This window comes from Actinomadura physcomitrii (assembly GCF_008923205.2).
Lineage (GTDB): Bacteria > Actinomycetota > Actinomycetes > Streptosporangiales > Streptosporangiaceae > Spirillospora > Spirillospora physcomitrii.
Genome location: NZ_WBMS02000002.1, coordinates 181,574 through 206,935, shown reverse-complemented (window position 1 = coordinate 206,935; position 25,362 = coordinate 181,574). Strand labels below are relative to the sequence as shown.

17 protein-coding genes and 2 pseudogenes are annotated in these 25,362 nt (G+C 72.5%); 2 read left to right on the top strand and 17 right to left on the bottom strand.

Going from position 1 to position 25,362, the window contains the following annotated elements:
• Positions 1–69 precede the first annotated feature (69 nt).
• From ilvC to F8568_RS02950, 4 genes and pseudogenes are all read right to left on the bottom strand, one after another.
• Positions 70–1,053, bottom strand: coding sequence for a ketol-acid reductoisomerase (gene ilvC, locus F8568_RS02965; RefSeq protein WP_151591085.1), 984 nt, complete (start codon positions 1,051–1,053; stop codon positions 70–72).
• A 79-nt stretch (positions 1,054–1,132) separates the two neighbouring features.
• Entirely contained in the window at positions 1,133–1,657 is a 525-nt protein-coding gene (ilvN, locus tag F8568_RS02960) for an acetolactate synthase small subunit (RefSeq protein WP_151591083.1), read from the bottom strand.
• 5 nt (positions 1,658–1,662) lie between these two features.
• A pseudogene (locus F8568_RS02955) lies at positions 1,663–3,432 on the bottom strand (acetolactate synthase large subunit); the annotation flags it as partial.
• Between the two features lie 238 nt (positions 3,433–3,670).
• Positions 3,671–6,565, bottom strand: a complete 2,895-nt coding sequence (locus F8568_RS02950; RefSeq protein WP_151591079.1) for a putative bifunctional diguanylate cyclase/phosphodiesterase — start codon at positions 6,563–6,565, stop codon at positions 3,671–3,673.
• Positions 6,566–7,053: 488 nt separating this feature from the next.
• On the opposite strand from F8568_RS02950, the gene F8568_RS02945 reads away from it, so the two are divergent.
• Positions 7,054–8,133: a PQQ-dependent sugar dehydrogenase gene (locus tag F8568_RS02945; RefSeq protein ID WP_202124419.1), complete on the top strand. Its 1,080-nt coding sequence runs from the start codon at positions 7,054–7,056 to the stop codon at positions 8,131–8,133.
• Between the two features lie 8 nt (positions 8,134–8,141).
• Here F8568_RS02945 and F8568_RS02940 read toward each other — a convergent pair whose 3' ends face one another.
• The 10 genes from F8568_RS02940 to F8568_RS02895 form a co-directional block, all read right to left on the bottom strand.
• Positions 8,142–8,765, bottom strand: a complete 624-nt coding sequence (locus tag F8568_RS02940; protein WP_202124418.1) for a Uma2 family endonuclease — start codon at positions 8,763–8,765, stop codon at positions 8,142–8,144.
• A gap of 155 nt (positions 8,766–8,920) precedes the next feature.
• Entirely contained in the window at positions 8,921–10,405 is a 1,485-nt protein-coding gene (gatB, locus tag F8568_RS02935) for an Asp-tRNA(Asn)/Glu-tRNA(Gln) amidotransferase subunit GatB (RefSeq protein WP_151591444.1), read from the bottom strand.
• 14 nt (positions 10,406–10,419) lie between these two features.
• Positions 10,420–11,919, bottom strand: coding sequence for an Asp-tRNA(Asn)/Glu-tRNA(Gln) amidotransferase subunit GatA (gene gatA / locus F8568_RS02930; RefSeq protein ID WP_151591075.1), 1,500 nt, complete (start codon positions 11,917–11,919; stop codon positions 10,420–10,422).
• A complete protein-coding gene (gene gatC / locus F8568_RS02925; protein WP_151591073.1) occupies positions 11,919–12,218 on the bottom strand; it encodes an Asp-tRNA(Asn)/Glu-tRNA(Gln) amidotransferase subunit GatC in 300 nt (99 codons plus the stop codon). Before gatC ends, gatA begins: the two co-directional genes overlap by 1 nt.
• Before the next feature lie 149 nt (positions 12,219–12,367).
• Positions 12,368–14,491 (bottom strand): putative bifunctional diguanylate cyclase/phosphodiesterase, encoded by a 2,124-nt coding sequence (locus F8568_RS02920; RefSeq protein ID WP_151591071.1) that lies wholly within the window; start codon positions 14,489–14,491, stop codon positions 12,368–12,370.
• A gap of 254 nt (positions 14,492–14,745) precedes the next feature.
• Complete coding sequence (gene ligA, locus F8568_RS02915; RefSeq protein WP_151591069.1) at positions 14,746–16,914, bottom strand: NAD-dependent DNA ligase LigA; 2,169 nt, start codon at positions 16,912–16,914, stop codon at positions 14,746–14,748.
• Between the two features lie 72 nt (positions 16,915–16,986).
• On the bottom strand, positions 16,987–17,991 hold the full coding sequence (locus F8568_RS02910) for a methionine synthase (protein ID WP_151591067.1): 1,005 nt from the start codon (positions 17,989–17,991) through the stop codon (positions 16,987–16,989).
• 25 nt (positions 17,992–18,016) lie between these two features.
• Positions 18,017–18,835: an LLM class F420-dependent oxidoreductase gene (locus F8568_RS02905; RefSeq protein WP_151591065.1), complete on the bottom strand. Its 819-nt coding sequence runs from the start codon at positions 18,833–18,835 to the stop codon at positions 18,017–18,019.
• Positions 18,836–18,901: 66 nt separating this feature from the next.
• Positions 18,902–19,978, bottom strand: a complete 1,077-nt coding sequence (gene mnmA, locus F8568_RS02900; RefSeq protein WP_151591063.1) for a tRNA 2-thiouridine(34) synthase MnmA — start codon at positions 19,976–19,978, stop codon at positions 18,902–18,904.
• A gap of 41 nt (positions 19,979–20,019) precedes the next feature.
• The gene (locus F8568_RS02895) at positions 20,020–21,288 is read right to left on the bottom strand and encodes an RNA-guided endonuclease InsQ/TnpB family protein (RefSeq protein ID WP_328600697.1); all 1,269 of its coding nucleotides are present in this window, start codon (positions 21,286–21,288) and stop codon (positions 20,020–20,022) included.
• 107 nt (positions 21,289–21,395) lie between these two features.
• On the opposite strand from F8568_RS02895, the gene F8568_RS02890 reads away from it, so the two are divergent.
• Entirely contained in the window at positions 21,396–22,478 is a 1,083-nt protein-coding gene (locus tag F8568_RS02890) for a DUF695 domain-containing protein (RefSeq protein WP_151591060.1), read from the top strand.
• A 4-nt stretch (positions 22,479–22,482) separates the two neighbouring features.
• On the opposite strand, the gene F8568_RS50915 is transcribed toward F8568_RS02890, so the two are convergent.
• The 3 genes and pseudogenes from F8568_RS50915 to F8568_RS02870 all read right to left on the bottom strand — a co-directional run bounded on the left by F8568_RS50915 (position 22,483) and on the right by F8568_RS02870 (position 25,256).
• Positions 22,483–23,169, bottom strand: coding sequence for a DUF1206 domain-containing protein (locus F8568_RS50915; protein ID WP_407924451.1), 687 nt, complete (start codon positions 23,167–23,169; stop codon positions 22,483–22,485).
• A 163-nt stretch (positions 23,170–23,332) separates the two neighbouring features.
• A pseudogene (locus F8568_RS50910) lies at positions 23,333–24,004 on the bottom strand (DUF1206 domain-containing protein); the annotation flags it as partial.
• Between the two features lie 76 nt (positions 24,005–24,080).
• The gene (locus F8568_RS02870; protein WP_151591442.1) at positions 24,081–25,256 is read right to left on the bottom strand and encodes a cysteine desulfurase family protein; all 1,176 of its coding nucleotides are present in this window, start codon (positions 25,254–25,256) and stop codon (positions 24,081–24,083) included.
• Between the last annotated feature and the right edge of the window lie 106 nt (positions 25,257–25,362).

Sequence of the window (25,362 nt, the reverse complement as noted above, 5' to 3'; positions counted from 1 at the left end):
CACACCCCGCGGCAAAAGCCAGACTGACCGCCGCCTTCCACTCCGCTGAAGCTCCGCTCCAGGCAGCGGTCAGTCGTTGATCCAGCTCATCATCGGGCGCAGCTCCGCGCCGGTCTTCTCGATCGGGTGTTCGGCGAGCTGCTCGCGGTACTTGCCGAACTGGGCCTGGCCGCCCTCGAACTCCTCCACCAGCTCCTTGGCGTACTCGCCGGACTGGATCTCGCCGAGGAGCTTCTTCATCGCGGCCTTGGTCTCCGGCGTGATCACGCGCGGGCCGCGGCTGTAGCCGCCGTACTCGGCGTTGTCGGAGACCGACCAGTACATCTTGGAGATGCCGCCCTCGTACATGAGGTCGACGATCAGCTTCAGCTCGTGCAGCACCTCGAAGTAGGCGACCTCCGGCTGGTAGCCGGCCTCGGTCAGCACCTCGAAACCGGCCTTGACCAGCTCGGACGCGCCGCCGCACAGCACGGCCTGCTCGCCGAACAGGTCGGTCTCGGTCTCCTCGGTGAAGGTCGTCTTGATGCCGCCCGCGCGCAGGCCGCCGATGCCCTTGGCGTACGACAGCGCCAGCGGCCATGCGTTGCCGGAGGCGTCCCTCTCCACCGCCACGATCACCGGGACGCCGCGGCCCGCGACGAACTGGCGGCGGACGAGGTGGCCCGGGCCCTTCGGCGCGACCATCGCCACGTCCACGCCCTCCGGCGGCTGGACGAGGCCGTACCGGATGCTGAAGCCGTGCCCGAAGAACAGCGCGTCGCCCTCGACGAGGGCCGGCTTGATGTCCTTCTCGAAGATCTCGCGGTGGTGGTGGTCGGGGGCCAGCAGCATGACGAGGTCGGCCTCCTCGGCCGCCTCCGCCGGGGTGACCACGCGCAGGCCCTCGGCCTCCGCCTTCTCCCGGCTGGCCGACCCCTCGCGGAGCCCGACCCGCACGTCGACGCCGGAGTCGCGCAGCGACAGCGCGTGCGCGTGCCCCTGGCTGCCGTACCCGATGATCGCGACGTGCCGGCCCTGGATCACGCTCAGGTCGGCGGCGTCGTCGTAGAACATCTCAGCCACAGTGCTGTTGCCTTTCTTCGATGGGTTTTCACGTCTCGGGCCGGGCCGCGCGCCCGGTCGGGGCGTCGGTTCAGGCGCTGCGCTCGATCGCGCGCAGCGAGCGGTCGGTGATGGACCGGGCGCCGCGTCCGATGGCCACCATGCCGGACTGGACCAGTTCCTTGATCCCGAACGGCTCGAGGACCTTGATGAACGCGTCCAGCTTGTCGCGGTTGCCGGTGGCCTCGATCGTGACCGCGTCGGGCGCCACGTCCACCACCTTGGCACGGAACAGCGTGACCGTCTCCAGGACCTGCGAACGGGTCTCGGCGTCCGCGCGGACCTTGACCAGCACGAGCTCGCGCTGGACCGACGCCTGCGGCTCCAGCTCGACGATCTTCAGCACGTTGATCAGCTTGTTCAGCTGCTTGGTGACCTGCTCGAGCGGCAGCTCGGCGACGTTCACCACGATCGTCATCCGGGAGATGTCCGGGTGCTCGGTGGTGCCGACCGCAAGGGACTCGATGTTGAAGCCGCGGCGCGAGAACAGGGCCGCGACCCGCGCGAGGATGCCCGGCTTGTTCTCCACCAGGACCGAGAGGGTGTGCGAGCTCATCGCGGTCAGTCTCCGTTCTCCCACTCGGGCGCCATGTCCCGCGCGATCTTGATGTCGTCGTTGCTGGTGCCGGCGGCGACCATCGGCCAGACCATCGCGTCCTTGTGCACCACGAAGTCGATGACGACGGGCGCGTCGTCGATCTCCATCGCCTTGGCGATGACGGCGTCCACGTCCTCGGCCTTCTCGCAGCGCAGCCCGACGCAGCCGTAGGCCTCGGCGAGCTTGACGAAGTCGGGGATCCGCTTGGCGGTGTGCTCTTCCCGGGGCTGCAGGCCGGTGTTGGAGTAGCGGCCGTCGTAGAACAGCGTCTGCCACTGCCGGACCATGCCGAGGTTACCGTTGTTGATCACGGCGACCTTGACCGGGATGCCCTCGATCGCGCAGGTGGCGAGCTCCTGGTTGGTCATCTGGAAGCAGCCGTCGCCGTCGATCGCCCAGACCGTGGCGTCCGGCGCGCCGACCTTGGCGCCCATCGCCGCCGGGACCGAGTACCCCATCGTCCCGGCGCCGCCGGAGTTCAGGAACGCGCCCGGCCGCTCGTACTTGATGAACTGCGCCGCCCACATCTGGTGCTGGCCGACGCCCGCGACGTAGTAGGCGTCCGGCCCGGCGATCTGCCCGATCCGCTCGATGACGTACTGCGGGGACAGCGAGCCGTCCTCGGGGGCGTCGTAGCCGAGCGGGTAGGTGTCGCGCCAGGCGTTCAGCTGCCGCCACCACTCCTCGTAGTCGCCCTTGCGGCCCGCCTCGTGCTCGTTCTGCACCGCGACGATCAGGTCGGCGATGACCTCGCGGGCGTCGCCGACGATCGGGACGTCCGCGTGCCGGTTCTTGGAGATCTCCGCCGGGTCGATGTCGGCGTGCACGACCTTGGCGTGCGGGGCGAACCCGTCGAGCTTTCCGGTGACCCGGTCGTCGAACCGGGCGCCGAGCGCGACCATCAGGTCCGAGCGCTGCAGCGCGCCGACCGCCCCGACGCCGCCGTGCATACCCGGCATGCCCATGTGCAGCGGGTGGCTGTCGGGCAGCGCGCCCTTGGCCATCAGCGTGGTGACGACCGGGGCGCCGGTCAGCTCGGCGAGCACCTTCAGCTCGGCGGCCGCGCCGGCCTTCAGCACGCCGCCGCCGACGTACAGCACCGGGCGCTCCGCCTCGACGATCAGCCGTGCCGCCTCGCGGACCTGCTTGGAGTGCGGCCGGGTGACGGGCCGGTACCCGGGGAGCTGGAGCTGGACGGGCCACTGGAACTCGACCACGGCCTGCATCGCGTCCTTGGCGATGTCGACCAGGACGGGTCCGGGCCGGCCGGTGCCGGCGATGTGGAACGCCTCGGCGATGGTGCGGGCGATGTCCTCGGCCCGGGTGACCAGGAAGTTGTGCTTGGTGATCGGCATCGTGATCCCGGCGATGTCGGCCTCCTGGAAGCCGTCGGTCCCGATGAGGGACGTCGCGACCTGGCCGGTGATCGCCACCATCGGCACCGAGTCCATGTAGGCGTCGGAGATCGCGGTGACGAGGTTGGTCGCGCCCGGCCCGGAGGTGGCCATGCACACCCCGACCTTGCCGGTGACCATCGCGTAGCCCTGCGCGGCGTGGCCGGCGCCCTGCTCGTGCCGGACGAGGATGTGGCGCAGCCTGTCCGAGTCGAACAGCGGGTCGTAGGCCGGGAGGATCGCGCCTCCCGGGATGCCGAACACGGTGTCGACGCCGACGTTCTCCAGGGCGCGGACCAGCGCCTGGGCTCCCGTCATCTGTTCGGTCGTCATGTCTGGAGTTTCCTTGGGAGAGAAGTCTGGGGCTCGCCGGGCAACAAAAAACCCCCGCCGCCGGAAGCGGTCGAGGGGAGGCGCGCAGGTCGGTGAGCTTGGTCAGCCTGCGCGCCGACCAAGTACTACGAGGATGGTGGTGGTGTTCTGCACGGAGCCACTTTCGCCGAGATCCGGCCGCCGGTCAAATCCGTGGACAAGAAATCTCGCCATCTGAGATGGATTCCCGGCGGAACCGGCCCGGTCAGCCCGGCAGCGGAAGCGGCAGATCGCCTGGTAGATCCTGTGCCGTGAGGTTCGTCCGGACCAGCGACTCCACCCGTCCGGCCGCCATCGGGCGCGCCACCAGGAAGCCCTGGCCGCGCGGGCAGTCCATCGCGCGCAGCAGCTCCAGCTGCTCCGGCCGCTCGATGCCCTCCGCCACCACGGTCAGCCCCAGGTCGCGGCCCAGCCGGACGATCGTCCGGGTCAGCAGCGACAGCGTCTCGTCCGAGCCGAGCCCCGCCACGAACGACGGGTCGATCTTGATGATGTCCACCGGCAGCTGGCCGAGGTAGGCCAGCGACGCGTACCCGGTGCCGAAGTCGTCGATCGCCAGCCGGACGCCGAGGTCGCGCAGCTCCGACAGCCGCGCCACGTTCTGCCCGCCGTCCTCGACGAGCACCTCCTCGCGGACCTCCAGCGTCAGCGCCTGCGGCGGCAGCCCCGTCTCCTCCAGCGCCGCCGCCACCGACTCCACGAACCGCGGCGCGGCGATCTGCCGGGCGGTGAAGTTCACCGACAGGCCGACGTCCCAGGAGTCGCGGCGCCACCGCGCCACCTCCCGGCACGCCTCCCGCAGCACCCAGTCGCCGAGCGGGATCATCAGCCCGGACTCCTCCGCCGGCCCGATGAACTCCTCCGGCGGCACCGACTCGCTCCCCCGCCACCAGCGCAGCAGCGCCTCCACCCCGGTCACCCGGGACGTCGCGAGGTCCACCACCGGCTGGAACTCCACCGCGAACTGCTCCTCGGCGAGCGCCCGCTGCAGGTCGCTGCCGAGCTCCAGCCGCCGCACCACGTCGGCGTGCATGTGCGGCGCGAACACCTCGACGCGGCCGCCGCCCAGCTCCTTCGCCCGCGCCATCGCCAGGTCGCCGTTGCGGATCAGGTCCGCGGCGGTCCGGCGCAGCCGCCGGCCCGCGTCGCCGCCCCGGCCCTTCGCCGGGCCCGCGGGCGCCTCCTCGTCCCCGGCGAACGCGATCCCGACGCTCGCCGTCAGCACGATCTGCTTGCTGCCCACCTGGTACGGGTCGACCGACAGCACCCGCAGCAGCCGCCCTGCCAGCTCCACCGCCGCGCGGGTCTCCCGGTCGTCGGACGGAAGCTGCACCAGCACCGCGAACTCGTCGCCGCCCCACCGCGCCACCGTGTCGTCGGCCTGCACGTTGGCGCGCAGCCGCCGCGCCGCCTGCGCCAGCACCTGGTCCCCCGCGGCGTGCCCCGCCGAGTCGTTGACGTCGGTGAACCCGTCCATGTCGACGAACACCACCGCGACCCGGCCGCCCGGTCGCTGCTGCGCCAGCACCTCCCGGGTCCGCTCCTCGAAGTACGACCGGTTCGGCAGGCCCGTCAGCCCGTCGTGGAACGTCAGGTGCGCGACCTGCCGCTGCAGCGCCGCCTGCTCGCTCAGGTCCCGGGTGGTGACGAGCAGCCGCCCCGGCGCCTCGCCCGTCCCCGCGTACCGGGAGATCGTCGACTCGGTCGGCAGCCACGTGCCGTCCGCCGCGCGCACACGGCACGACACCCGCAGCGAGCCGGTGGCCCCCGGACGGTCCCCGCCGGCGGCGTCCTCCTCGTCCAGGAACTCGGTGAACGCCTCCTGGACGCACGGCAGGTCCTCCGGATGGATGATCTCGTGCAGCGGCCGCCCGAGCAGCTCCTCGGGCTCGTAGTGGTAGGTGCGCAGCGCGCCCGCGCTCGCGTACTGGACGGTCGCGTCGAGGTCGCAGATCAGCACCGCGTCGTTGCTGCTCTCCGACAGCGCGCGGAAGTGCTCCTCGCTCGCCTCCACGGCGCGGCGCAGCCGGTCGTTCTCCCGCAGCAGGCCCGCCAGCCGCGCCAGCAGCACCAGCGCCGCCGACCCCGCCACGATCGACACCACCGGCTCCAGCCCGTTGTCGCCGGTCAGCGACTGCCCCGCGACGAACAGGGAGGCGGCCGCGGCGACCGCCGCCGGCGCCAGCCCCGGGCCGATCATCCGGCCGCGCTCGTCGGGCTCCGGCGCGCCGCCCGCCGGCAGGGCGTCCGCCGGGACGTCGTCGGACGGGCCGTCCGGCTCCGCCGCAGGCGCGGGGCCGGTCCACGGCACCAGCAGGAGCAGCAGCAGCCCGGCGAGCCGCAGGATGTCGGACGGGTCGTCGGACGGCCCGCCGCCGTCCAGCCGGACGAACGTCGTCACCACGTCGGCGGTCGCGAACGCCGCCAGCGCCCCGAACCCCATCCACGCGAGCCGCCGCCGGCCGCGCGCCGCGCCCAGCGCGAACGGCAGCGCCCCGCACACCAGCACCACGTCGATCAGCGGGTACAGCACCTCGAGCAGGAACTCCGACGCCGACTCGCCGGACCGGTGGTACAGCGAGCCGAAGATCGCGACCCAGCCGAGCACGAACATCGCGCACGCGCAGACGTAGGTATCGGCCAGGTAGCGCAGCCACATCCCCACGTCGCGCGACAGCCGCACCGGCACGATCAGGCCGATGACCAGCGCCAGCGCGGCCAGCAGGTAGAACAGGTCCGGGACCGACAGGGACAGGGCGCTGCGCGGGACGTGGCCGTCCAGCGCGCTGCCGACCGCGCCCCCGAACCAGCCCGCGGCGGCGACGCCGTACCAGCGCCACGACGCCCGCCAGATCCCGCCGGACGACACCCGCCGGAAGATCCCGACGTCGCCGGCGTCCGCGGCGGCGCCCTTCGGCCGTCCCGCCGACATCAGCAGCGAGACCGCGGCGGCGCCCGCGGCGACCGCCTCCGTCCAGGCGATGAAGGCCGTGCCGCCCCAGCCGAGCAGCGACCCGGTGGCGTACAGGACGCCGACGATCGCGGCCATGGCGACCGGCACCGCCCGCGGCGGCATCCGCCTGGCGTTCTCGCCGCTCATCGCGCCGTGTCCCTTCCTGCCCCGCGGGGAGCTGTGTCCGTCCCTCGCGGTCGCGGCGGTGCGCCAGAGGGGACTTGGGTCCGGAGACCTCTTCCGGTCGCAGGGATAACGGCCGGAGGGTCGTGGATCGTGCCCCGCGCAGGGTCGGCGCGGGTCGGCGGCGCATCGGATGCGCCGGCCGGAGATCAGCGACGTTGCTGCACTGCGGGATCACCGTGATGCTCAGAGTACGTTCCGTAGGTCACGGACCGATTGAGGCTGGGCGTCCTCATGGCGACGAACCGCCTTGTCGGCGATCTGTTTGGGACGTCCGAAACGCGATCGTCACCCAATCGGCGCCTTGCCCGGCATCACGCTGGGTGACCGCGTTCGGGGCCTTGAGCGGCCCCGTGCGCCCCTTGTCCCGCGCCGTCCGCTGTGGACGCGGCAACGGGACGGTGCGGTGCCCGCGACGTCGAAGTGTCATGCTGGGGACGGGAGGCGTTCTCATGCGCAAGCACCTGATCGTCCTTGCCGCGCTGGTCCTGGCGGGCTGCTCGTCGTCGCCCGCGAAGGACACGGGCGGTGCGCGGACCCCGCCGCCGCTGCCGTCCGGCGGCACCACCGCGCCCGGCGCGCCCCGGGTTCTGGTCACCGGCCTGAAGATCCCTTGGGCCATCTCGTTCCTACCCGACGGTGACGCGATCGTGACCGAACGTGACTCGGCGCGGCTGCTGCGGGTCACCCCGTCCGGCGCGGTCACCGTGATCGGGACCGTTCCCGGCGTCGACGCGGCGGGCGAGGGCGGGCTGCTCGGCGTCGCCGTCTCCCCCGGGTACGTGCAGGACCACCAGATCTTCCTGTACTACACGTCCGCGACCGACAACCGCGTCGTCCGCGCCTCCTACGACGGCCGGCTCGGCACGCCGCGCCCGATCGTGACCGGCATCCCCAAGGGCGAGATCCACAACGGCGGGCGCCTGGCGTTCGGCCCCGGCCGGATGCTGTACATCACCACCGGCGAGACCGGCGAGGGCGAGAAGGCGCAGGACAAGAACTCCCTCGCCGGGAAGATCCTCTGCGTCACGCCCGACGGGAAGCCCGCGCCCGGCAACCCGTTCGGCACCCGCGTCTGGACGTACGGCCACCGCAACGTCCAGGGCCTCGCCTGGGACCCGACGGGCCGCCTCTACGCCACCGAGTTCGGTCAGGACAGCTTCGACGAGATCAACCTCATCGAGAAGGGCCGCGACTACGGCTGGCCGGTCGTCGAGGGCTTCGGCAACCGCAAGGGCTTCACGAACCCGCTGCTGACCTGGAGGACGTCCGAGGCGTCCCCGTCCGGCCTCGCCTACGCGAACGGCTCCCTGTGGGCCGCCGCCCTGCGTGGCGAACGGCTCTGGCAGATCCCGCTGTCCGCCGACGGGAAGGTCGGCCGCCCCATCGCCCGCTTCGAGGGCACCTACGGCCGGCTGCGCGCCGCCGTCCGCGCCCCGGACGGCTCGCTGTGGCTCACCACCAGCAACCGCGACGGCCGCGGCACCCCCACCAAGACCGACGACCGCATCATCACCGTCCCACCGAAGTGATGCCGCCTTCAGTACTCCAGCTCAGCCCAGTCGATGGTGATCGGGATCGGGTTGCCCACGTCCGGCACCCCACGCTCGTCCTTCATCAGGGTGTTCACGTGTTTGTAGAGCATGGCGCCCCGATCGAGCTGATACCTCTCGATGGCCGAGACCCCCGTCGCATCGAGCCGCACGATCCAATAGTGCGGGATCCCCGCCCTGGCGTACTCGCCCAGTTTGTCGGTCGTGTCCGCCGTCTCAGAGCCCGGCGAGACGACCTCGACGACGAGTAGGGCATGTTCGGCGCGGAGACGCTCGTTGTTCTTCCGATCGAGGCACTTGTAGAGGACGACGTCGGGGCGCCTGTTGCACAGAGGGACATCGCGAATCCTCAAGTCGACGTCGAAATCCACTTCCATACAGTCGTGTCCGCGTCCCATGGCCGACCGGGCGTTGTTCTCGACGAGCTGAGCCAGCCGCCGGACCGCCCTCTGGTGGTCACGCGTCGGCGATTCGCAGAAGGCGACGTAGCCGTCAACGACCTCGATCATCTTCGAGATGTCCTCGGGGAGTGCCTCGTACTCCTCCGCCGTCATCTGCTCGGGCTGACGAGTGATGCTCAGCAGCCAGTAGTCGTCGGGCAGCGCCGTCACTTCGGTGTCCCTTTCCGATCACGCCTGCGCATGTGTACCCAGACTAAGGCCTGCAGATGGCGCAGGGAGTGACAATACGCAGTTACATGATGACTTTTCGTGCCGATGGTCGGCGCCGCCGTCCCGGGGGGGGGGCCCGCGGCACGGCGGGGGCGTCAGGAGGCGGCGAGCTTTTCGAGGATCAGCTCGCGGGCGCGGCCGGCGTCGGCCTGGCCGCGGGTCGCCTTCATCACGGCGCCGACGAGGGCGCCGGCGGCGGCGACCTTACCGGAGCGGATCTTGTCGGCCACGGCGGCGTTGTCCGCGATCACCTGGTCGATGATCGAGGCCAGCTCGCCCTCGTCGCTGACGACCTTCAGGCCGCGGGCCGCGACGACCTCGTCCGGACCGCCCTCACCGGCGAGGACGCCCTCGAACACCTGCCGGGCCAGCTTGTCGTTCAGCTCGCCGGCCGACACCATCGCCTGGATCCGCGCGACCTGCTCCGGCGTGATCGGCAGCTCGGCCAGTTCCACGTTCTGCTCGGTCGCGCGCCGCGACAGCTCGTTCATCCACCACTTGCGGGCCGCGCCGGCGTCCGCGCCCGCCGCGATCGTCGCCTCGATCAGGTCGACGGCGCCGGCGTTCACGACGTCGCGCAGCTCCAGGTCCGACAGGCCCCACTCCGCCTGGACGCGGCGGCGCCGCGCGGCGGGCAGCTCGGGCAGCGACGCCCGCAGCTCCTCCACCCACTCCCGCGACGGCGCCATCGGCACCAGGTCGGGCTCGGGGAAGTAGCGGTAGTCCTGCGCCTCCTCCTTGCTGCGCCCGCTCGTGCTGCGGCCGGTGTCCTCGTGGAAGTGCCGGGTCTCCTGGACGACCCGCTCCCCCGCGTCCAGCACGCCCGCCTGCCGCTCGATCTCCGACCGGACGGCGCGCTCCACCGAGCGCAGCGAGTTGACGTTCTTGGTCTCGGTGCGGGTGCCCCACTGCGACGCGCCGCGCGGCATCAGCGACACGTTCACGTCGCACCGCATGGAGCCCTCCTCCATGCGGACGTCCGAAACCCCGAGCGAGCGGACCAGCTCGCGCAGCTCCGTCGCGTACGCGCGGGCCACCAGCGGCGCCTTGTCGCCCGTCGCGGCGATCGGCTTGGTGACGATCTCCACCAGCGGGATGCCGGCCCGGTTGTAGTCCACGAGGGAGTGGTCGGCGCCGTGGATGCGGCCCGTGCTGCCGCCGACGTGCAGCGACTTGCCGGTGTCCTCCTCCATGTGGACGCGCTCGATCTCGATCCGGTACGTCTCGCCGTCGACCTCGACATCCAGGTGGCCGTCGACGCACAGCGGCTCGTCGTACTGGGAGATCTGGAAGTCCTTCGGCATGTCCGGATAGAAGTAGTTCTTCCGGGCGAACCGGCACCACTCCACGATCGTGCAGTTCAGCGCCAGGCCGATCTTGATGATGCCCTCGATCGCGGCGTGGTTGGTCACCGGCAGCGATCCGGGCAGCCCCAGGCAGACCGGGCAGACCTGGGTGTTCGGGTCCGCGCCGAACGTCGTCGGGCAGCCGCAGAACATCTTCGACGCGGTGCCGAGCTCGATGTGCGTCTCCAGGCCGAGGACGGGCTCGTACTTGGCGAGCGCCTCGTCGTACGGCATGAGTGTCGGGGTGCTCACTTCGCCTCCGCCAGTTCGGGGGCCTTGGCCAGCAGCGGGCCGCCCCAGCGCTCTTCCAGGGCCCGCTCGACGGCGGCGCCCACCCGGTAGACGCGGTCGTCGCCGAGGACGGGCGCCATGACCTGCAGGCCGACCGGCAGGCCGTCCGCGAGGCCGCACGGCACCGAGATCGCGGCGTTGCCGGTCAGGTTCGCCGGGATCGTGCACAGGTCGGCCAGGTACATCGCCATCGGGTCGTCCGCGCGCTCCCCGATCGGGAACGCGGTGGTCGGCGTGGTCGGCGAGACCAGCACGTCCACCTGCTCGAACGCCGCGTCGAAGTCCCGCTTGACCAGCGTGCGGACCTGCTGCGCCTTGCCGTAGTAGGCGTCGTAGTAGCCCGACGACAGCGCGTAGGTGCCGAGCATGATCCGCCGCTTCACCTCGGGCCCGAAGCCCTCCGCGCGGGTCAGCGCCATGACCTCCTCGGCGCTGCGGGTGCCGTCGTCGCCGACGCGCAGCCCGTAGCGCATCGCGTCGAACCGCGCCAGGTTCGACGACGCCTCCGACGGCGCGATCAGGTAGTAGGCGGGCAGCGCGTACGCGAAGTGCGGGCACGACACCTCGACGACCTTCGCGCCGAGCGACTCCAGCAGCTCCACGGCCTCGGTGAACCGCGCCGACACGCCCGGCTCGTAGCCGTCGCCGGCGAACTCCTTGACGACGCCGACCCGCAGGCCGTCCACGTCGCCGCTGCGCGCCGCCTCCACCACGTTCGGGACGGGCCGGTCGATCGACGTCGAGTCCATGGCGTCGTGGCCGCTGAACGCCTCGTGCAGCAGCGCCGCGTCGAGCACGTTCCGGGCGAACGGGCCCGGCGTGTCCAGCGACGACGCGAACGCGATGACCCCGTACCGGGACGATCCGCCGTAGGTCGGCTTCGTCCCGACGATGCCGGTGACCGCCGCGGGCTGCCGGATCGACCCGCCGGTGTCGGTGCCCGTCGACAGGGGCGCCTCGTACGCCGCGACCGCCGCCGACGACCCGCCCGACGACCCGCCGGGGATGCGCGACAGGTCCCACGGGTTGCGCGTCGTCTGGTACGCGCTGTTCTCCGTGGACGACCCCATCGCGAACTCGTCCATGTTCGTCTTGCCGAGGATCACCAGCCCTGCCTCGCGCAGACGACTGGTCACCGTCGCGTCGTACGGCGGCCGCCAGCCCTCGAGGATCTTCGACCCGGCCGTGGTCGGCATGTCGGTGGTGGTGAACACGTCCTTGTGCGCGATGGGGACGCCGGCCAGCGGGCCGAGCTCCTCCCCCGCCGCGCGCCGCTCGTCGACCGCGCGCGCCTGCGCCAGCGTCGTCTCGGCGTCCACGTGCAGGAACGCCTCGACCCGCCCGTCCACGGCGGCGATCCGGTCGAGGTGCGCCCGCGCGACCTCGACCGCCGACACCTCGCCCGCCGCCATCAGCTCGCCGAGCTCCGCGGCGCCCTTGCGGAACAGCTCCGCCATCAGGCCTCCTCGTCCAGGATGCGCGGTACGCGGAAACGCTGCTGCTCGCTGGCGGGAGCGGCGGCGAGCGCCTGCTCCGGCGTGAGGCACGGCCGGACCTCGTCGGGCCGGTACACGTTGGTCAGCGGCAGCGCGTGCGAGGTGGGCGGGATGTCCTCCGCGGCGACCTCCTGCACCCGCGCGACCGCGGAAATGATCTGGTCGAGCTGGGCGGCGAGATGGTCGAGCTCATCGTCGCCGAGCGCCAGCCGGGACAGCCGGGCGAGGTGCGAGACCTCGTCACGGGTGATGGCGGACATGATGAGATACCGTTCCTGCGATCGATTGGATACGGCCATCCTATTGGCCGAGCCCCCACCACCCGAACGCTTTGCTCCGCAGCGTCCATCGCGGCGCCCGTTCGCTACCACGAGGACCCGGCTACGAGGCTCGGCGCCGCTACTGAGGGCTACGCGGCGGGTTCGGGGGCCCGCTGGACGTTGCGGCGGAGCCAGTCGGTGGCGGTGTCGGCGTCCATGGGGCGGCCGAAGTGCCAGCCCTGGGCGGCGTCGCAGCCCATCTCGCGGAGCATGCGCGCGGTCTGCGGATCCTCGACGCCCTCGGCGACCGAGCGCAGGCCGAGGGTGCGGACGAGGTCGACGATCGAGCGGACGATCACCGCGTCGTCGGTGGACTCGGCGAGCCGGCCGACGAACGAGGAGTCGATCTTGATCTCCTCGACCGGGAGGCGCTTCAGCCGGACGAGCGAGGAGTAGCCGGTGCCGAAGTCGTCCAGGCTGAGCGGGATGCCGAGCTCGGCGAGCTTCGCGACGGTGTCGGAGGCGTAGGCCGGCTCGTTCATCAGGATCCGCTCGGTGATCTCCAGCTGGAGCGCGGCGGCGGGCAGGCCGCGGGCGAGCAGGCCCTCCTCGATGGTCTCGGTGAGGCCGGTGTCGAGGAGGTCGCGCCCGGAGGCGTTCACCGCGACCTGGACGGCGAGGTCCTCGCGCCACCACGCGGCGGTCTGGGCGAGGGCGGCCTCGACGACGTGGTGGGTGATCGAGCGCATCAGGTACGTCTGCTCGGCGATCGACAGGAACGCCTCGGGCTCGAGGAGGCCCTTGTCGGGGTGGCGCCAGCGCAGCAGCGCCTCCATGCCGACGAGCTGGCCGTCCCGTAGCGACACCTTCGGCTGGTAGAACAGCTCCAGCTCGGCCCTGTCGATGGCACGGCGCAGGTCGCCGAGCATGGTGAGCCGCTCCGGGGAGTTGCGGTCGTTGGCGGGCGAGTAGACCTCGACGCCGGTGCGGCTCTCCTTGGCGTTGTACATCGCGACGTCGGCGCGCTGCAGGAGCAGCTCGAAGTCGGGGGCGTGGTCGGGGAACAGCGCGATGCCGACGCTGGCCTCCAGGTCGAACGACATGCCGTCGAGCCGGACGGGTTCGCCGAGCGCGGCGCGCAGCCGCGCGGCGACCTCGCGGGCGGCGGCCTCGTCCCGCACGGACGGCAGCAGCACCGCGAACTCGTCGCCGCCGAGCCGGGCGACGAGGTCGCCGGGGCGGACGCTGTGGGTGAGCCGGTGCGCGACGAGCTGCAGCAGCCGGTCGCCGGTGGGGTGCCCGAGGGTGTCGTTGACCTCCTTGAACCGGTCGAGGTCGAGGAGGAACAGCCCGGTGCGCTGGTCGCGCTCCTCGACCGGGGCGCGGCGCCGCGCCGGCTTGAGCGCGGCCGGGCCGCGGCGGAGGGCGGCGCTGCGCTTCTCGGCGCCGCGGGCCTCGGCGAGGGCCTCCTCGGTCCGGACGATCAGCAGCTTGCGGTTGGGCAGGCCGGTGAGGCCGTCGTGCAGGGCCTGGTGCTCGCGCCGGACGGCGACGGAGGCGTTCAGGTAGACGGCGATGAACGGCAGCAGGATCAGCGGGACGAACAGCGCGGACCGGTCCATCGCGATGACCATCAGCGGGGCGAGGCCGAGCAGCGCCAGGTGCACCAGGACCTGGTAGCCGAGGTCGAAGCGCAGCGCCTTGACCAGGGAGACCCGCTCGTGCAGCGCGACGGCTGAGCCGACGAGGGTGTCGTTGCAGAGGAAGTAGACGGCGCCGGCGAGCGCGATGGCGGGCAGGTCGGCGCCGTCGGGGACCCAGGTGGCGGACGGGGTGGCGAGGTCGCCGGCGAGGGCGAGGACGAGCTGGGCGGCGCCGAGGCTGAGGGTGTACTGGGCGGCGTTGAACGCGATGCGGTGCGGGGTGCGGCCGCGGAAGACGCCGCAGGTGACGACGGCGATCGCCTGGAGCGCGGCGGCGACGGGCAGCCCGGCGTACAGCAGCGCGGCGAACGCGAACGTGGTGGAGGTGGTGGCGCCGTTGGTCTCGGTGGAACCCGGGGTGATGATCGGGCGCAGCTCGCCGAAGATGATGAAGCAGCCGAGGATCCAGAACACCGGGTCGCCGGCGAGCGCGTCGAGGTCGGCGCCGGTCAGCCCGGCGAACGCGGCGGCGCACGCGGCGACGCCGAGCAGGATGACGACGACGAAGTAGATCCACAACGGGGAGCCGCGGCGGGGGGCCGTGTTCCGCGTGTTGTTCGGGTCCTTCATCACATCCTCGGGGGGTTCGGGGGGCCGTCCCCGGCACCGGGCGCACCGGACTCCGGGGCGACTCCCCCCGGATGGTGCGTCCGAAGATTCAGGTGGGTCGTGATGTGAGGGAGAGTACGGCCTTTGCTCAACTTCGCGAAACCGATTGCGTACGTTCCGTTATGCCCCTTCCGCACCGTCCCCTCACCTGAGGGTAGCTGAAGTGTACCCCTGAGTAACGCGACACTGGTAAGGGGCCGCATAACCACGGCGGGTCATGCGTCCGCGCGCATAGTTACATTTTTGGCCGCATCTGGCCCCTCGGCGAGGAGGACCCGGAAGCCTTCCTCCCCAAGGACCGGTACGCCGAGTTTGACGGCTTTGTCATACTTCGACCCGGGGCTGTCGCCCACGACCACGAAGCCCGTCTTCTTCGACACCGACCCGGACACCTTCCCGCCGAGCCGCTGCACCGCCTCCGTCGCCGAGTCGCGGCTGAACCCCTCCAGCGACCCGGTGATCACCACCGTGACGCCCTCCAGCGGCCGGGGCCCCGCCGCGCCCTCGTCCTCCATCCGGACGCCCGCCGCGCGCCACTTGTCCACGATCTCCCGGTGCCAGCCGACCTCGAACCACCGCTTGATCGACGCCGCGATCGTCGGGCCGACGCCGTCCACCGCCGCCAGCTCCTCCTCCGTCGCGTTCGCGATCGCGTCCATCGACCCCATCTCGCGGGCCAGGTCGCGCGCGGCGGACGGCCCGACGTGCCGGATCGACAGCGCCACCAGCACCCGCCACAGCGGCTGCCGCTTGGCCTTCTCCAGCTCCTGGAAGAGGATCTCGACGGTCTTCTTCGGCTCGCCCTCCTTGTTCGCGAAGAACGACACCACCTTGGGCTCGCCGGTCTTCGGATCGGTCTTCGCCGTCCCGGTCCGCTGGTCGAGGACGGGGCTGCGGATCGGCAGCAATCGGTCGACCGTCAGGTGGAACAGGTCGCCCTCGTTCTTCACCGGCGGGTCGCTCGGCTCCAGCGGCTGCGTCAGCGCCGTCGCCGCCACGTACCCGAGCGCCTCGATGTCCAGGGCGTTCCGGCTGGCCACGAAGTACAGCCGCTCCCGCAGCTGCCCCGGGCAGTACTGCGCGTTCGGGCAGCGGATGTCGGCGTCGCCCTCCTTCTCGTACGCCAGCTCCGTCCCGCACTCGGGGCACTCGGCGGGCATCTCGAACTCGCGCTCCGAGCCGTCCCGCAGCGCGGTCACCGGCGCGACGATCTCCGGGATCACGTCGCCGGCCTTGCGCAGCACCACGGTGTCGCCGATCAGCACGCCCTTGCGCTTGACCTCGCCGGCGTTGTGCAGCGTCGCCCGCTCGACCGTCGACCCGGCGACCTTGATCGGCTCCATCACGCCGTACGGGGTGACGCGCCCCGTCCGGCCGACCCCGACCTTGATGTCGAGGAGCTTGGTGTTGACCTCCTCCGGCGGGTACTTCCACGCGATCGCCCAGCGCGGCGCGCGGCTCGTCGACCCGAGGCGCCGCTGCAGCGAGAACTGGTCGACCTTCACCACCACGCCGTCGATCTCGTACGCGGGGTCGTGCCGGTTCTCGCCGTAGAAGGCGATGTACTCGCGGACCGCGTCCAGCCCGCCGACGACCTTGTACCGGTCGCTGACCGGCAGCCCCCACCCGCGCATCAGCTCGTACGCCCCGGACTGGCTCTCCGGCCGCTCGCCGCCCTCCCACGCGCCGAACCCGTGGACGAGCATGCTCAGCGGGCGGTGCGCCGTGACGCGCGGGTCCTTCTGCCGCAGCGACCCCGCAGCCGCGTTGCGCGGGTTGGCGAACGGGTCCTTGCCGGCCTCCACCTGCACCGCGTTGACCTGCTCGAACCCCTCGACCGGGAGGAAGACCTCGCCGCGCACCTCCAGCAGGTCGGGCCAGCCCTCGCCGGCCAGCCGGTCGGGCAGCGCGTCGATGGTGCGGACGTTGTTGGTGACGTCCTCGCCGGTGCGGCCGTCGCCGCGGGTCACCCCGCGGACGAGGCGGCCCTTCTCGTAGGTGACCGCGATGGCGAGGCCGTCGATCTTCAGCTCGCACAGGTAACCGGCGACCTCGCCGACCTCCTTGACCACGCGCTCGTCCCACGCGAGCAGATCGTCGGCGGTCATCGCGTTGTCGAGGCTCTGCATCCGCTCCAGGTGCTCGACGGTCGCGAAGTCGGTGGTGATCGGCGCGCCGACCCGCTGCGTCGGCGAGCTCGGCGTGACCAGCTCGGGATGCTCGGCCTCCAGCGCCTGCAACTCGCGCATCAGCCGGTCGTACTCGGCGTCGGTGACCGTCGGCTGGTCGAGCACGTAGTAGCGGTAGTTGGCCTCGTCGATCCGCTCGCTCAGCTCCAGATGCCGCTGAGCCGCTTCCGTCGGCACGCCCTCGCTGGTGGTCATGCGCCTATTCTCGCCGCCACCACCGACAATATGACCAGCGGCACGCCCCTTGCTCTGCGGCTTCGCCGCGGCTCAGTCGGCCGCCTCGTACAGCATCCGCGCCGTGTCGCGGCAGCGCTTGAGGGCATCGCGGACGTAGCGGGGCGATGCGCCCGCCATCCCGCACGCCGGCGTGATCACGACCTGCCGCGCCAGCTGCGCGGCCGGGAAGCCCAGCCGGCGCCACAGCTCCCGCACCGGCGCCGCCGTCGCCTGCAGGGACGGCAGCGCCGCGTCCGCTCCGGGCACCGCGCCGAGGAACAGGCCGACGCCGGCGTCGATCGTCTCCCCCACCGCGTCGTCGTCGCGCTTCGGGACGAGGCCCAGATCGACCGAGATCGCCTTCGCGCCCGCCCCGCGCAGCAGGCCGTACGGGACGTTCCGGGCGCAGCAGTGCACGACCGGGTACGCGTCCGCCGCCTCGATCACCTGCCGCAGCGCGTCCTCGGCGACGGGCGCCTCGACGGCCCGCAGCCGGGAGAACCCGCTGGCCGTCGGGACCGTCCCGGCGAGCGCGGCGGGCAGGCCCGGCTCGTCCAGCTGCACGACGACCCGCGCGGACGGCAGCCGCCGCCGGACGTCCGCGACGTGCGCCGCGACGCCCTCCGCCAGCGAGGCGACCAGGTCGCGGACGGCGCCGGGGTCCTTCAGCGCCCGGTCGCCGCCGCGCAGCTCGATCGTCGCGGCGAGCGTCCACGGCCCGCACACCTGGATCTTGAACGGGCCGTCGTGGCCGCCCGCGACCTCCTCCAGGACGTCCAGGTCCCGGGCGAGATGGTCATGGGAGCGCAGCGTGTCGCGGCCCGGCCGGTCGGAGAACCGCCAGCCGGACGGCTCGACCCGCACCGGCATGTCCACCAGCAGCCCGGCCGTCCGCCCGGTCAGGTCGGCGCCCGGCCCGCGCGCGGGCAGCTCCGGCAGGTGCGGCAGCTCGGGCAGCTCCCCGAGCACGATCCGCAGCGCCTCGGCCGGGTCGTCCCCCGGATACGACCCGACCCCGGTCGCCGTGCCCGCCTGCCACGGGAAGTCGCTCGTCACGGACGGAACCCTACCGGCGGGACGATCAGAGCAGTTCCGCGAGCCGGTCGAGGCGGCGCAGCGTGTCGTCCGCCGGCTCGGTCGGCAGGTTGAACAGGATCCCGTCGACCTCGGCGCTCTCCAGCGCCTCGATCGCCTCCCGCTTCGGCGGGACGCCGAACAGCGTCACCGGGACCCGCCGCCCGGCCCGTTCCCGCAGCTCGGCGATCTGCGCGGCGAGCGCGTCGGTACCCCGCCCGTAGATCGGCATCCAGCCGTCGCCGAACTCGATCACCCGGTCGAACGTCGTCGGCCCGGACCCGCCGATCAGCACCGGCGGATGCGGGTCCTGCACCGGCTTCGGGTAGGAGAACACCGGGTCGAAGTCGACGAACTCGCCGTGGAACTCCGCCTCGTCCTTCGTCCACAGCTCCTTCACCGCGAGGACGCGCTCGCGCAGCAGCCGCATCCGGGTCCTCGGCTCGGTGCCGTGGTTGCGCATCTCCTCCCGGTTCCAGCCCGCGCCGACGCCCAGCACGGCCCGCCCGCCGGAGACCAGGTCGAGCGAGGCGACCTCGTTGGCCAGCACGATCGGGTCCCGCTGGACGATCAGCGCGATGCCCGTCCCGACCCGCAGCCGCTCGGTCGCCGTCGCGGCGGCGGTCAGCGTCACGAACGGGTCGAGCGTCCGGTAGTAGTGCCGGGGCAGCTCGTCCCCGCCGGGCCACGGCGACTCCCGCTTCACCGGGATGTGCGTGTGCTCGGCCACGAACAGCGACCCGAACCCGCGCTCCTCCAGCGCCCGCCCCAGCGCCGCCGGCCCGATCCCGTCGTCCGTCACGAACGTCGACACACCGAATTCCACAGCATCCTCCAAGCGCGGAAAGCTCATTGACTCGCGGCAAGTCAACGCATGATCAGGGGGTGCGCGTCAAGCGGGGACGCGGGCCGTCTCGGCGATCGTCGCCGACGCGAGGACCCGGTCGCCCGCGTAGAGGACGGCCGCCTGGCCCGTCGCGACGCCGCGCGCGGGTGCGGCCAAGCGGATGCGCAGCCCGTCGCCGTCCCGCTCGGCGGTGCACGCGTGCACCTCGCCGTGCGCCCGCAGCTGGACGTGGCAGGCGAACGGCCCGGCGGGCGCCTCGCCGAGCCACACCGGACGCTCGCCGACGATCTCGTGGACGTCCAGCTCCTCGCGCGGGCCGACGGTGACGGTGTTGGTGACCGGCGAGATGTCCAGGACGTAGCGGGGCTTGCCGTCCGGCGCCGGGACGCCGAGCCGCAGGCCCTTGCGCTGCCCGATCGTGTACGCGTACGCGCCGTCGTGCTCGCCGACCCGCGTCCCCTCGGTGTCGACGATCGGGCCGGGCGCGCTGCCGAGCCGCTCGGCGAGGAACCCGCGGGTGTCGCCGTCCGCGATGAAGCAGATGTCGTGGCTGTCGGGCTTGTCGGCCACCTGGAGGCCGCGCCGCTCCGCCTCCCGCCGGATGTCGGCCTTGGTGGTGTCGCCGAGCGGGAACATCGCGTGCGCGAGCTGCTCGGGCGTGCAGACCGCCAGCACGTACGACTGGTCCTTGCCCTCGTCGACGCCGCGGCGCAGGACGCCGTCGTCCAGCCGCGCGTAGTGGCCCGTGCACACCGCGTCGAAACCCAGCGCCATGGCCCGGTCCAGCAGCGCCGCGAACTTGATCTTCTCGTTGCAGCGCAGGCACGGGTTCGGGGTGCGGCCCGCCGCGTACTCGCTGACGAAGTCCTCCACGACGTCCTGGTGGAAGCGCTCGGCGAGGTCCCACACGTAGAACGGGATGCCGATCACGTCGGCGGCGCGCCGCGCGTCCCGGGAGTCCTCCAGGGTGCAGCAGCCGCGCGCCCCCGTCCGGTACGACTGGGGGTTGCTGGACAGGGCCATGTGGACGCCGGTCACGTCGTGCCCCGCCTCGGCGGCGCGGGCCGCGGCCACCGCGGAGTCGACGCCGCCCGACATGGCGGCGAGTACGCGCAGAGTCATAGTGCCTCCGAGCGTACGCGGCGTCCGAGGGTCGGTTGTTATCAATTCCGCGTACGATGAGGCGGGTTGTGACTCCTCCGCTTCCTGGCGGAAGCGGCTTCTCGCTGGGCCGCTTGCGCAGCCTCACGAAGGGCAAGCCCTGCCCTGAGGATGTTGACCGCCGCATTCACGTCAGCGTGCGCGACGTGCCCGCATGCACGGCAGCGGAACACGGCCTGGCTGAGGCGATTGTCCGCGGCGCTATGCCCGCAGGCGGCGCAGCTGCGCGACGTTCCAGCGGGGTTTACCGCGCTCAACTCTCGACCGGCGCTTTCAGCCTTGTGCGCGAGGACCGTCAGGAACACCCCCCACCCGGCGTCGAGAATCGATCTGTCCAGACCCGTCTTCTGCGCGACCTTGCTCCCCGGAACCTCGGCCGTCCCTCGGGCCGAGCGGGTCATGTTCGCGATCCGCAAGTCCTCATGCACGATGACATCGTGCTCGCGGACGAGGGCGATCGCCGCCTTGTGCGCGTGATCGAGCCGTTGCCGCCTCACTTTCGCGTGCAGGGCGGCCACCCGGCGGGCCGCCTTGCGCCGCCGGTTGGAGCCGGGAGACGTGCGGTCCAACGCCCGCTGCGCGTTGGAGAGCCGCCGCGCGGACGCGGCGAGAGGGCGCGGGTTGGGCACATGATCGCCGTCACTGGTGGTGGCCAGCGAGGCGACGCCCATGTCGATCCCGATCGCGGTCCCCGTCGAGGCGGCCGGTTCGGTGGGGACGTCGTCGCACGACAGCACGACGTACCACCGGGTGCCCTCCCTCTTCACACTGATGGTCTTGATGGTTCCGGCCACAGGCCGATGCCGGTGGACGCGGACATGGCCGACTCCGAGAAGGCGCACGAACGTCGCCGTGGGATGCCTCGGCTGGGAGTCCCAGCGGCAACCGTCGCCGTCCTTCGGCCATGTGACGGTGTCGAATCGCCCGCGTCCTCTGAACCTCGGGTGTCCGGGGTTCTGCCCGCTCCGAAGTCTGCGGAAGAAGGCGGCGAACGCCAGGTCAAGGCGTCTGAGGGTAGCCTGCTGAGAGGAGAACGACCACCGGCCTTGTCCGTCCGGGTCGGCAGCGCGAATGTCCTTCAGCTCGGCGGACTGGTCACCGTACCGGACCACTGCGCCCGCACTGCGGTAGGCGGTCCGTCGATGCTCGAGAGCGGCGTTGTACAGAGTTCGGTGGTCCTCAAGGCATGCCGACAGGCTTCCCACCTGCCGTGCCGTGGGCCGCAACAGGAACTTGAACGTCCTGCGCATCTCCACCTCCGCCTCGAACACTCTTCGTCACGCGACGCTACCGAACGCCACCGACAGATCTGAGAGGAGAAGCGAGGAGTGCCGACGCTCCATCGTCGGCCATTGACGTCCTCCTCGTGCATCGACTGATGGGAATCTTCCGCCGCCCGCGCGAGGCCTCCGCCGCGACGCCGCCCGCGATCAGCGAGTTCTGGGAATGGTGGGCGCAGGCCCGCCCGACGATCGAGGCGTCGCTGGCGGCGTCAGGCGGCGGCGAGGACGCCGCCGGGCCGGCGCCCGGCGAGGGGCTGTCGGCGGAGGCGATCGAGGAGCTGTCCCGGCGCGTCCACCGGATCCACGCGGACCTGCAGTGGGAGATCGGCGGCGCGGACGACCGGGCGCCGTCGCTGACGATCACCGGCGCCGGCGACCCGGAGCTGCGCGGGCTGGCCGAGCGCTGGTTCCGCGCCGCCCCGTCCGGCGCGGCGGCCGGCGGCTGGACGTTCCACCCCGCCCGCCGTCCCGACCCGGAGATGCTCTCGCAGGACCTGGTCCTCGGCGACCACGAGTTCGACCTGGAGTACGTGCGGCTCGGCATGCGCGCCGACGCCGACCGGGCGCGGGTGCACATCACCGCCTACCACCCCGACTTCTTGTTCGTGTCGGAGGAGCAGCAGGTCGCGGTCGCCCTGCACGTCCTGGACTGGGCGCTCGGCGAGGACGACGTGGCCCGCTGGATCGGCGAGGTCTCGATCGCGACGGAGGCGCCGATCGACTCGCTGCCGCCGTCGATGCTGGCCGCGGTCGTCGAGCAGATCGCCGAGCCGTTCAGCGAGCCCGCCTGGCTCACCGGCGAGGGCCGCACGCCGCGCGGGCACCCGGCCCGGCTCGGCGCCCGGTTCCCGCTGCACCGGCAGGACTACCCGCTCTGCGACCTGCACGTGGCGATCACCGTCCCGTACGCCAACGCCAACCCCGACCGGCTCCCCGTCGAGCCGTCGGCGGGGGCGCTGCGCGCGTTCGAGAAGAAGCTGACCAAGCTCGGCGACCGGGCGGTCCTCGCCGTCCGCGAGACGGGGGACGGGCTGCGGGTGTTCCATCTGTACGCCGACCCCGACTCCGGGGTGATCGCCGAGCTGGACCAGCTGGCCGCCGGGTGGGGCGAGGGCAAGGCGAAGGTCGCCTCGACCGCCGACCCCGGCTGGAAGGCCCTCGCGCCCTACCAGCCGTAACGCCTCAGCGGACCTGGGGCAGCAGCCAGCGGGCGCCTCCGCGGCCCGTCCGGCCCCGGCCCACGGAGCCGTTCCGGACGGCCTCCACCTTGCGCCAGCGCGCCTCGCAGAAGGAGTAGGCCCCGAAGACCAGCAGCCCGACGGCGACGACGACCAGCAGCCACGGTCCCGCCGGGGTGCCGGCGAACTGGCGCAGCGTGCCGTCGAGCCCCTTGGCCTTGCCGGGGTCGAAGGCGATGGCCGCGTAGGCGAGGAAGACCCCGACACCGCCGAAGACGACGCCGCGGGACGCGCGGCCGACGACCCCGAGCGTCTTGACGACGGTCCGGGTATGGGGGCCCATCTGGCCGGTGTTGAGGCGCTCGAGGAACCTGCGACGGACGGCGCCGACGACGCTCCCGACGCCCCAGGCGAAGAAGCCGATGCCGACGGCCAGGACGAGCCAGCGTCCGCCGGTGTGCTCCATCGCGCGCGCCGTGTACGTCTTGGACTGCTCGTTGCTGGAGTTCCCGCCCTGCCCGAGCACGAAGTTCAGCATGGTGCCGAAGCCGGCCGTGTAGAAGACGCCGCGGCCGAAGGACACCAGCCGCTTGGTCGCCTTCCGGCCGTCGGCGGTGGGCTGCCCGAAGGCCGCCTCGGAGAAGCGCCAGAGGGCGAGCCCGGCGAACCCGGCGGTCAGCAGCCACAGCATCACGGTGCCGCCCGGCTTGCCCGCGACGGTCTGCAGCGCTCCCTGCTTGTCGGCCTCGGGGCACGACGCCGAGGGCGATCACGGCGAGCTCCCAGCCGCCGGCCGGGGTCGCGGCGAACTCGCGCAGCGCGCCGTCCAGCCCCTGCGCCCGGTCCGGCTCGTAGGAGATCGCGGCGTAGGCCAGGAAGGCGCCGACGGCGCCGCCGATCAGGCCGCGCGCGATGTTGCCGGCCATGCCGAGAGGCTGGACGATCCAGTGCGCCACGGTGCCCATCTCGTCGGCCGCGAGCTCGGCGCGGAAGGCGCGGCGCCCCGCGTTGACCAGCGTGACGATGCCCCAGACGACGAAGCCCGCGCCGACGGCGAGCACCGCCCAGCGGCCGCCGGGCTCGGCCATGGCCCGCGCCGACAGGGCGCGGGACTGCTGGTCGCTCGACGTTCGGCCCTGCCCGAAGAGGAAGCCGATCGTGCCGGCGCATCCCACGGTGTAGGTGAGCCCGCGGAAGGCGGCCGGCAGCCGCATCCGCTTGCGCCGCCCCTGCGGGAGGGGACGCCCGTACAGCGCCTCGGCGAACTGCCACAGGGCCAGCCCGGCGAACCCCGCGGCGAGCAGGCAGAGGACGGCCCAGCCGCCCGGCCGGTCCGCGATGGTGCGCAGCGCGCCCTGCTTGTCGGCCTCCTCGCCGCCGTGCCCGGTCGCGATCTGCAGGGCCAGCCAGCCGATCAGCAGGTAGAGGAGGCCGCGCGCGGCCAGGCCGGCGCGCGAGAGGCGGTGGAACCAGGGGTGTCCGGCCGCGCGCCGCCCGACCTCGCGGGCCGTGTCCTTCGCCGCCATCTCACCTTCCTCGAACGGCAACGCCGTCCCCGTTCAAAGAACGGTCAAACCCGCGTCTCGCGGCGGGGGCCGGCCGTCAGGACAGGCCGGCACGGCGCGCGCGCTCGACGGCGGGTCCGATGGCGTCGGCGAGGGCCTTCACGTCGGCTTCGGTGGAGGTGTGGCCGAGGGTGAAGCGAAGGGAACCGCGGGCGCGCTCGGGGCCGGTGTTCATCGCGGTGAGGACGTGGCTGGGCTGGGACACGCCGGCGGAGCAGGCCGATCCGGTGGAGCAGGCGATGCCGCGGGCGTCGAGGAGCATGAGCAGCGCGTCGCCCTCGCAGCCGGGGAAGGAGAAGTGCGCGTTGCCGGGGAGCCGGTCGTCCGGGTCGCCGTTGAGGATCGCGTCGGGGACGGCGGCGCGGACGGCCCCGATGAGCCGGTCGCGCAGGTCGGTGAGGCGCCGCGCCTCGGCCTCGCGGCGGGCCACGGACGCCTGGACGGCGGCGGCGAACCCGGCGATCGCGGGGGTGTCGAGCGTGCCGGACCGGACGTCGCGCTCCTGGCCGCCGCCGTGCAGCAGCGGCACCGGGTCGAGGAACAGCGGCTCCTTCGGCTTGGCGAGCAGGAGGGCACCGACGCCGACGGGCCCGCCCAGCTTGTGGCCGGTGATGGTCAGGGCCTGCGCGCCGCTTTCGGCGAACCGGACGGGCAGGTGCCCGGCGGCCTGGACGGCGTCGGTGTGCAGCGGGACGCCGTGCTCGCGGGCGACAGCGGCGAGTTCGGGCACCGGCTGCACGGTGCCGACCTCGTTGTTGGCCCACATCACGGTGGCGAGGGCGACGTCGTCGCCGGAGCCGAGGGCGTCGCGGAGCGCCTCGGGGCGGACGCGGCCGAGGCCGTCGACGGGGATCCACTCGACGGTGGCGCCCTCGTGGTCGCCGAGCCAGGCGACGGCGTCGAGGACGGCGTGGTGCTCGACGGCGCCGGCGAGCACCCGGACGCGGCCCGGGTCGGCGGCGCGGCGGGCCCAGTAGAGGCCCTTGACGGCGAGGTTGTCGGCCTCGGTGCCGCCGGAGGTGAACACGACCTCGCTCGGCCGGGCGTCGAACGCCTCGGCGATGATCTCGCGGGACTCCTCGACGACCCGGCGGGCGCGGCGGCCGGCCGCGTGCAGCGAGGAGGGGTTGCCGAGCTCGCGCAGCTCCGCGGTCATCGCCTCGATGGCCTCCGGCAGCATCGGGGTCGTCGCCGCATGGTCGAGGTAGGTCACCACGCGGACAACAGTATCCGCGCGGCCGCTGTTCCCCGCGGGCGCCCGGGCGGCTGCGCGGCGGGCCGCGGGAGGGACGCGGTGAGCTGGGAATAGGGCGGGTGCG

Bases quoted from the DNA above. Each gene is read 5' to 3' on its own strand.
- ilvC (WP_151591085.1), bottom strand. From the start codon at position 1,053: ATGTTCTACGACGACGCCGCCGACCTGAGCGTGATCCAGGGCCGGCAC.
- gatB (WP_151591444.1), bottom strand. From the start codon at position 10,405: ATGCCGTACGACGAGGCGCTCGCCAAGTACGAGCCCGTCCTCGGCCTG.
- gatC (WP_151591073.1), bottom strand. From the start codon at position 12,218: ATGTCCGCCATCACCCGTGACGAGGTCTCGCACCTCGCCCGGCTGTCC.
- ilvN (WP_151591083.1), bottom strand. From the start codon at position 1,657: ATGAGCTCGCACACCCTCTCGGTCCTGGTGGAGAACAAGCCGGGCATC.
- F8568_RS02950 (WP_151591079.1), bottom strand. From the start codon at position 6,565: ATGAGCGGCGAGAACGCCAGGCGGATGCCGCCGCGGGCGGTGCCGGTC.
- mnmA (WP_151591063.1), bottom strand. From the start codon at position 19,978: ATGACTCTGCGCGTACTCGCCGCCATGTCGGGCGGCGTCGACTCCGCG.
- gatA (WP_151591075.1), bottom strand. From the start codon at position 11,919: ATGGCGGAGCTGTTCCGCAAGGGCGCCGCGGAGCTCGGCGAGCTGATG.
- F8568_RS02920 (WP_151591071.1), bottom strand. From the start codon at position 14,491: ATGAAGGACCCGAACAACACGCGGAACACGGCCCCCCGCCGCGGCTCC.
- F8568_RS02945 (WP_202124419.1), top strand. From the start codon at position 7,054: ATGCGCAAGCACCTGATCGTCCTTGCCGCGCTGGTCCTGGCGGGCTGC.
- F8568_RS02890 (WP_151591060.1), top strand. From the start codon at position 21,396: ATGGGAATCTTCCGCCGCCCGCGCGAGGCCTCCGCCGCGACGCCGCCC.
- ligA (WP_151591069.1), bottom strand. From the start codon at position 16,914: ATGACCACCAGCGAGGGCGTGCCGACGGAAGCGGCTCAGCGGCATCTG.
- F8568_RS50915 (WP_407924451.1), bottom strand. From the start codon at position 23,169: ATGCTGTGGCTGCTGACCGCCGGGTTCGCCGGGCTCGCCCTCTGGCGC.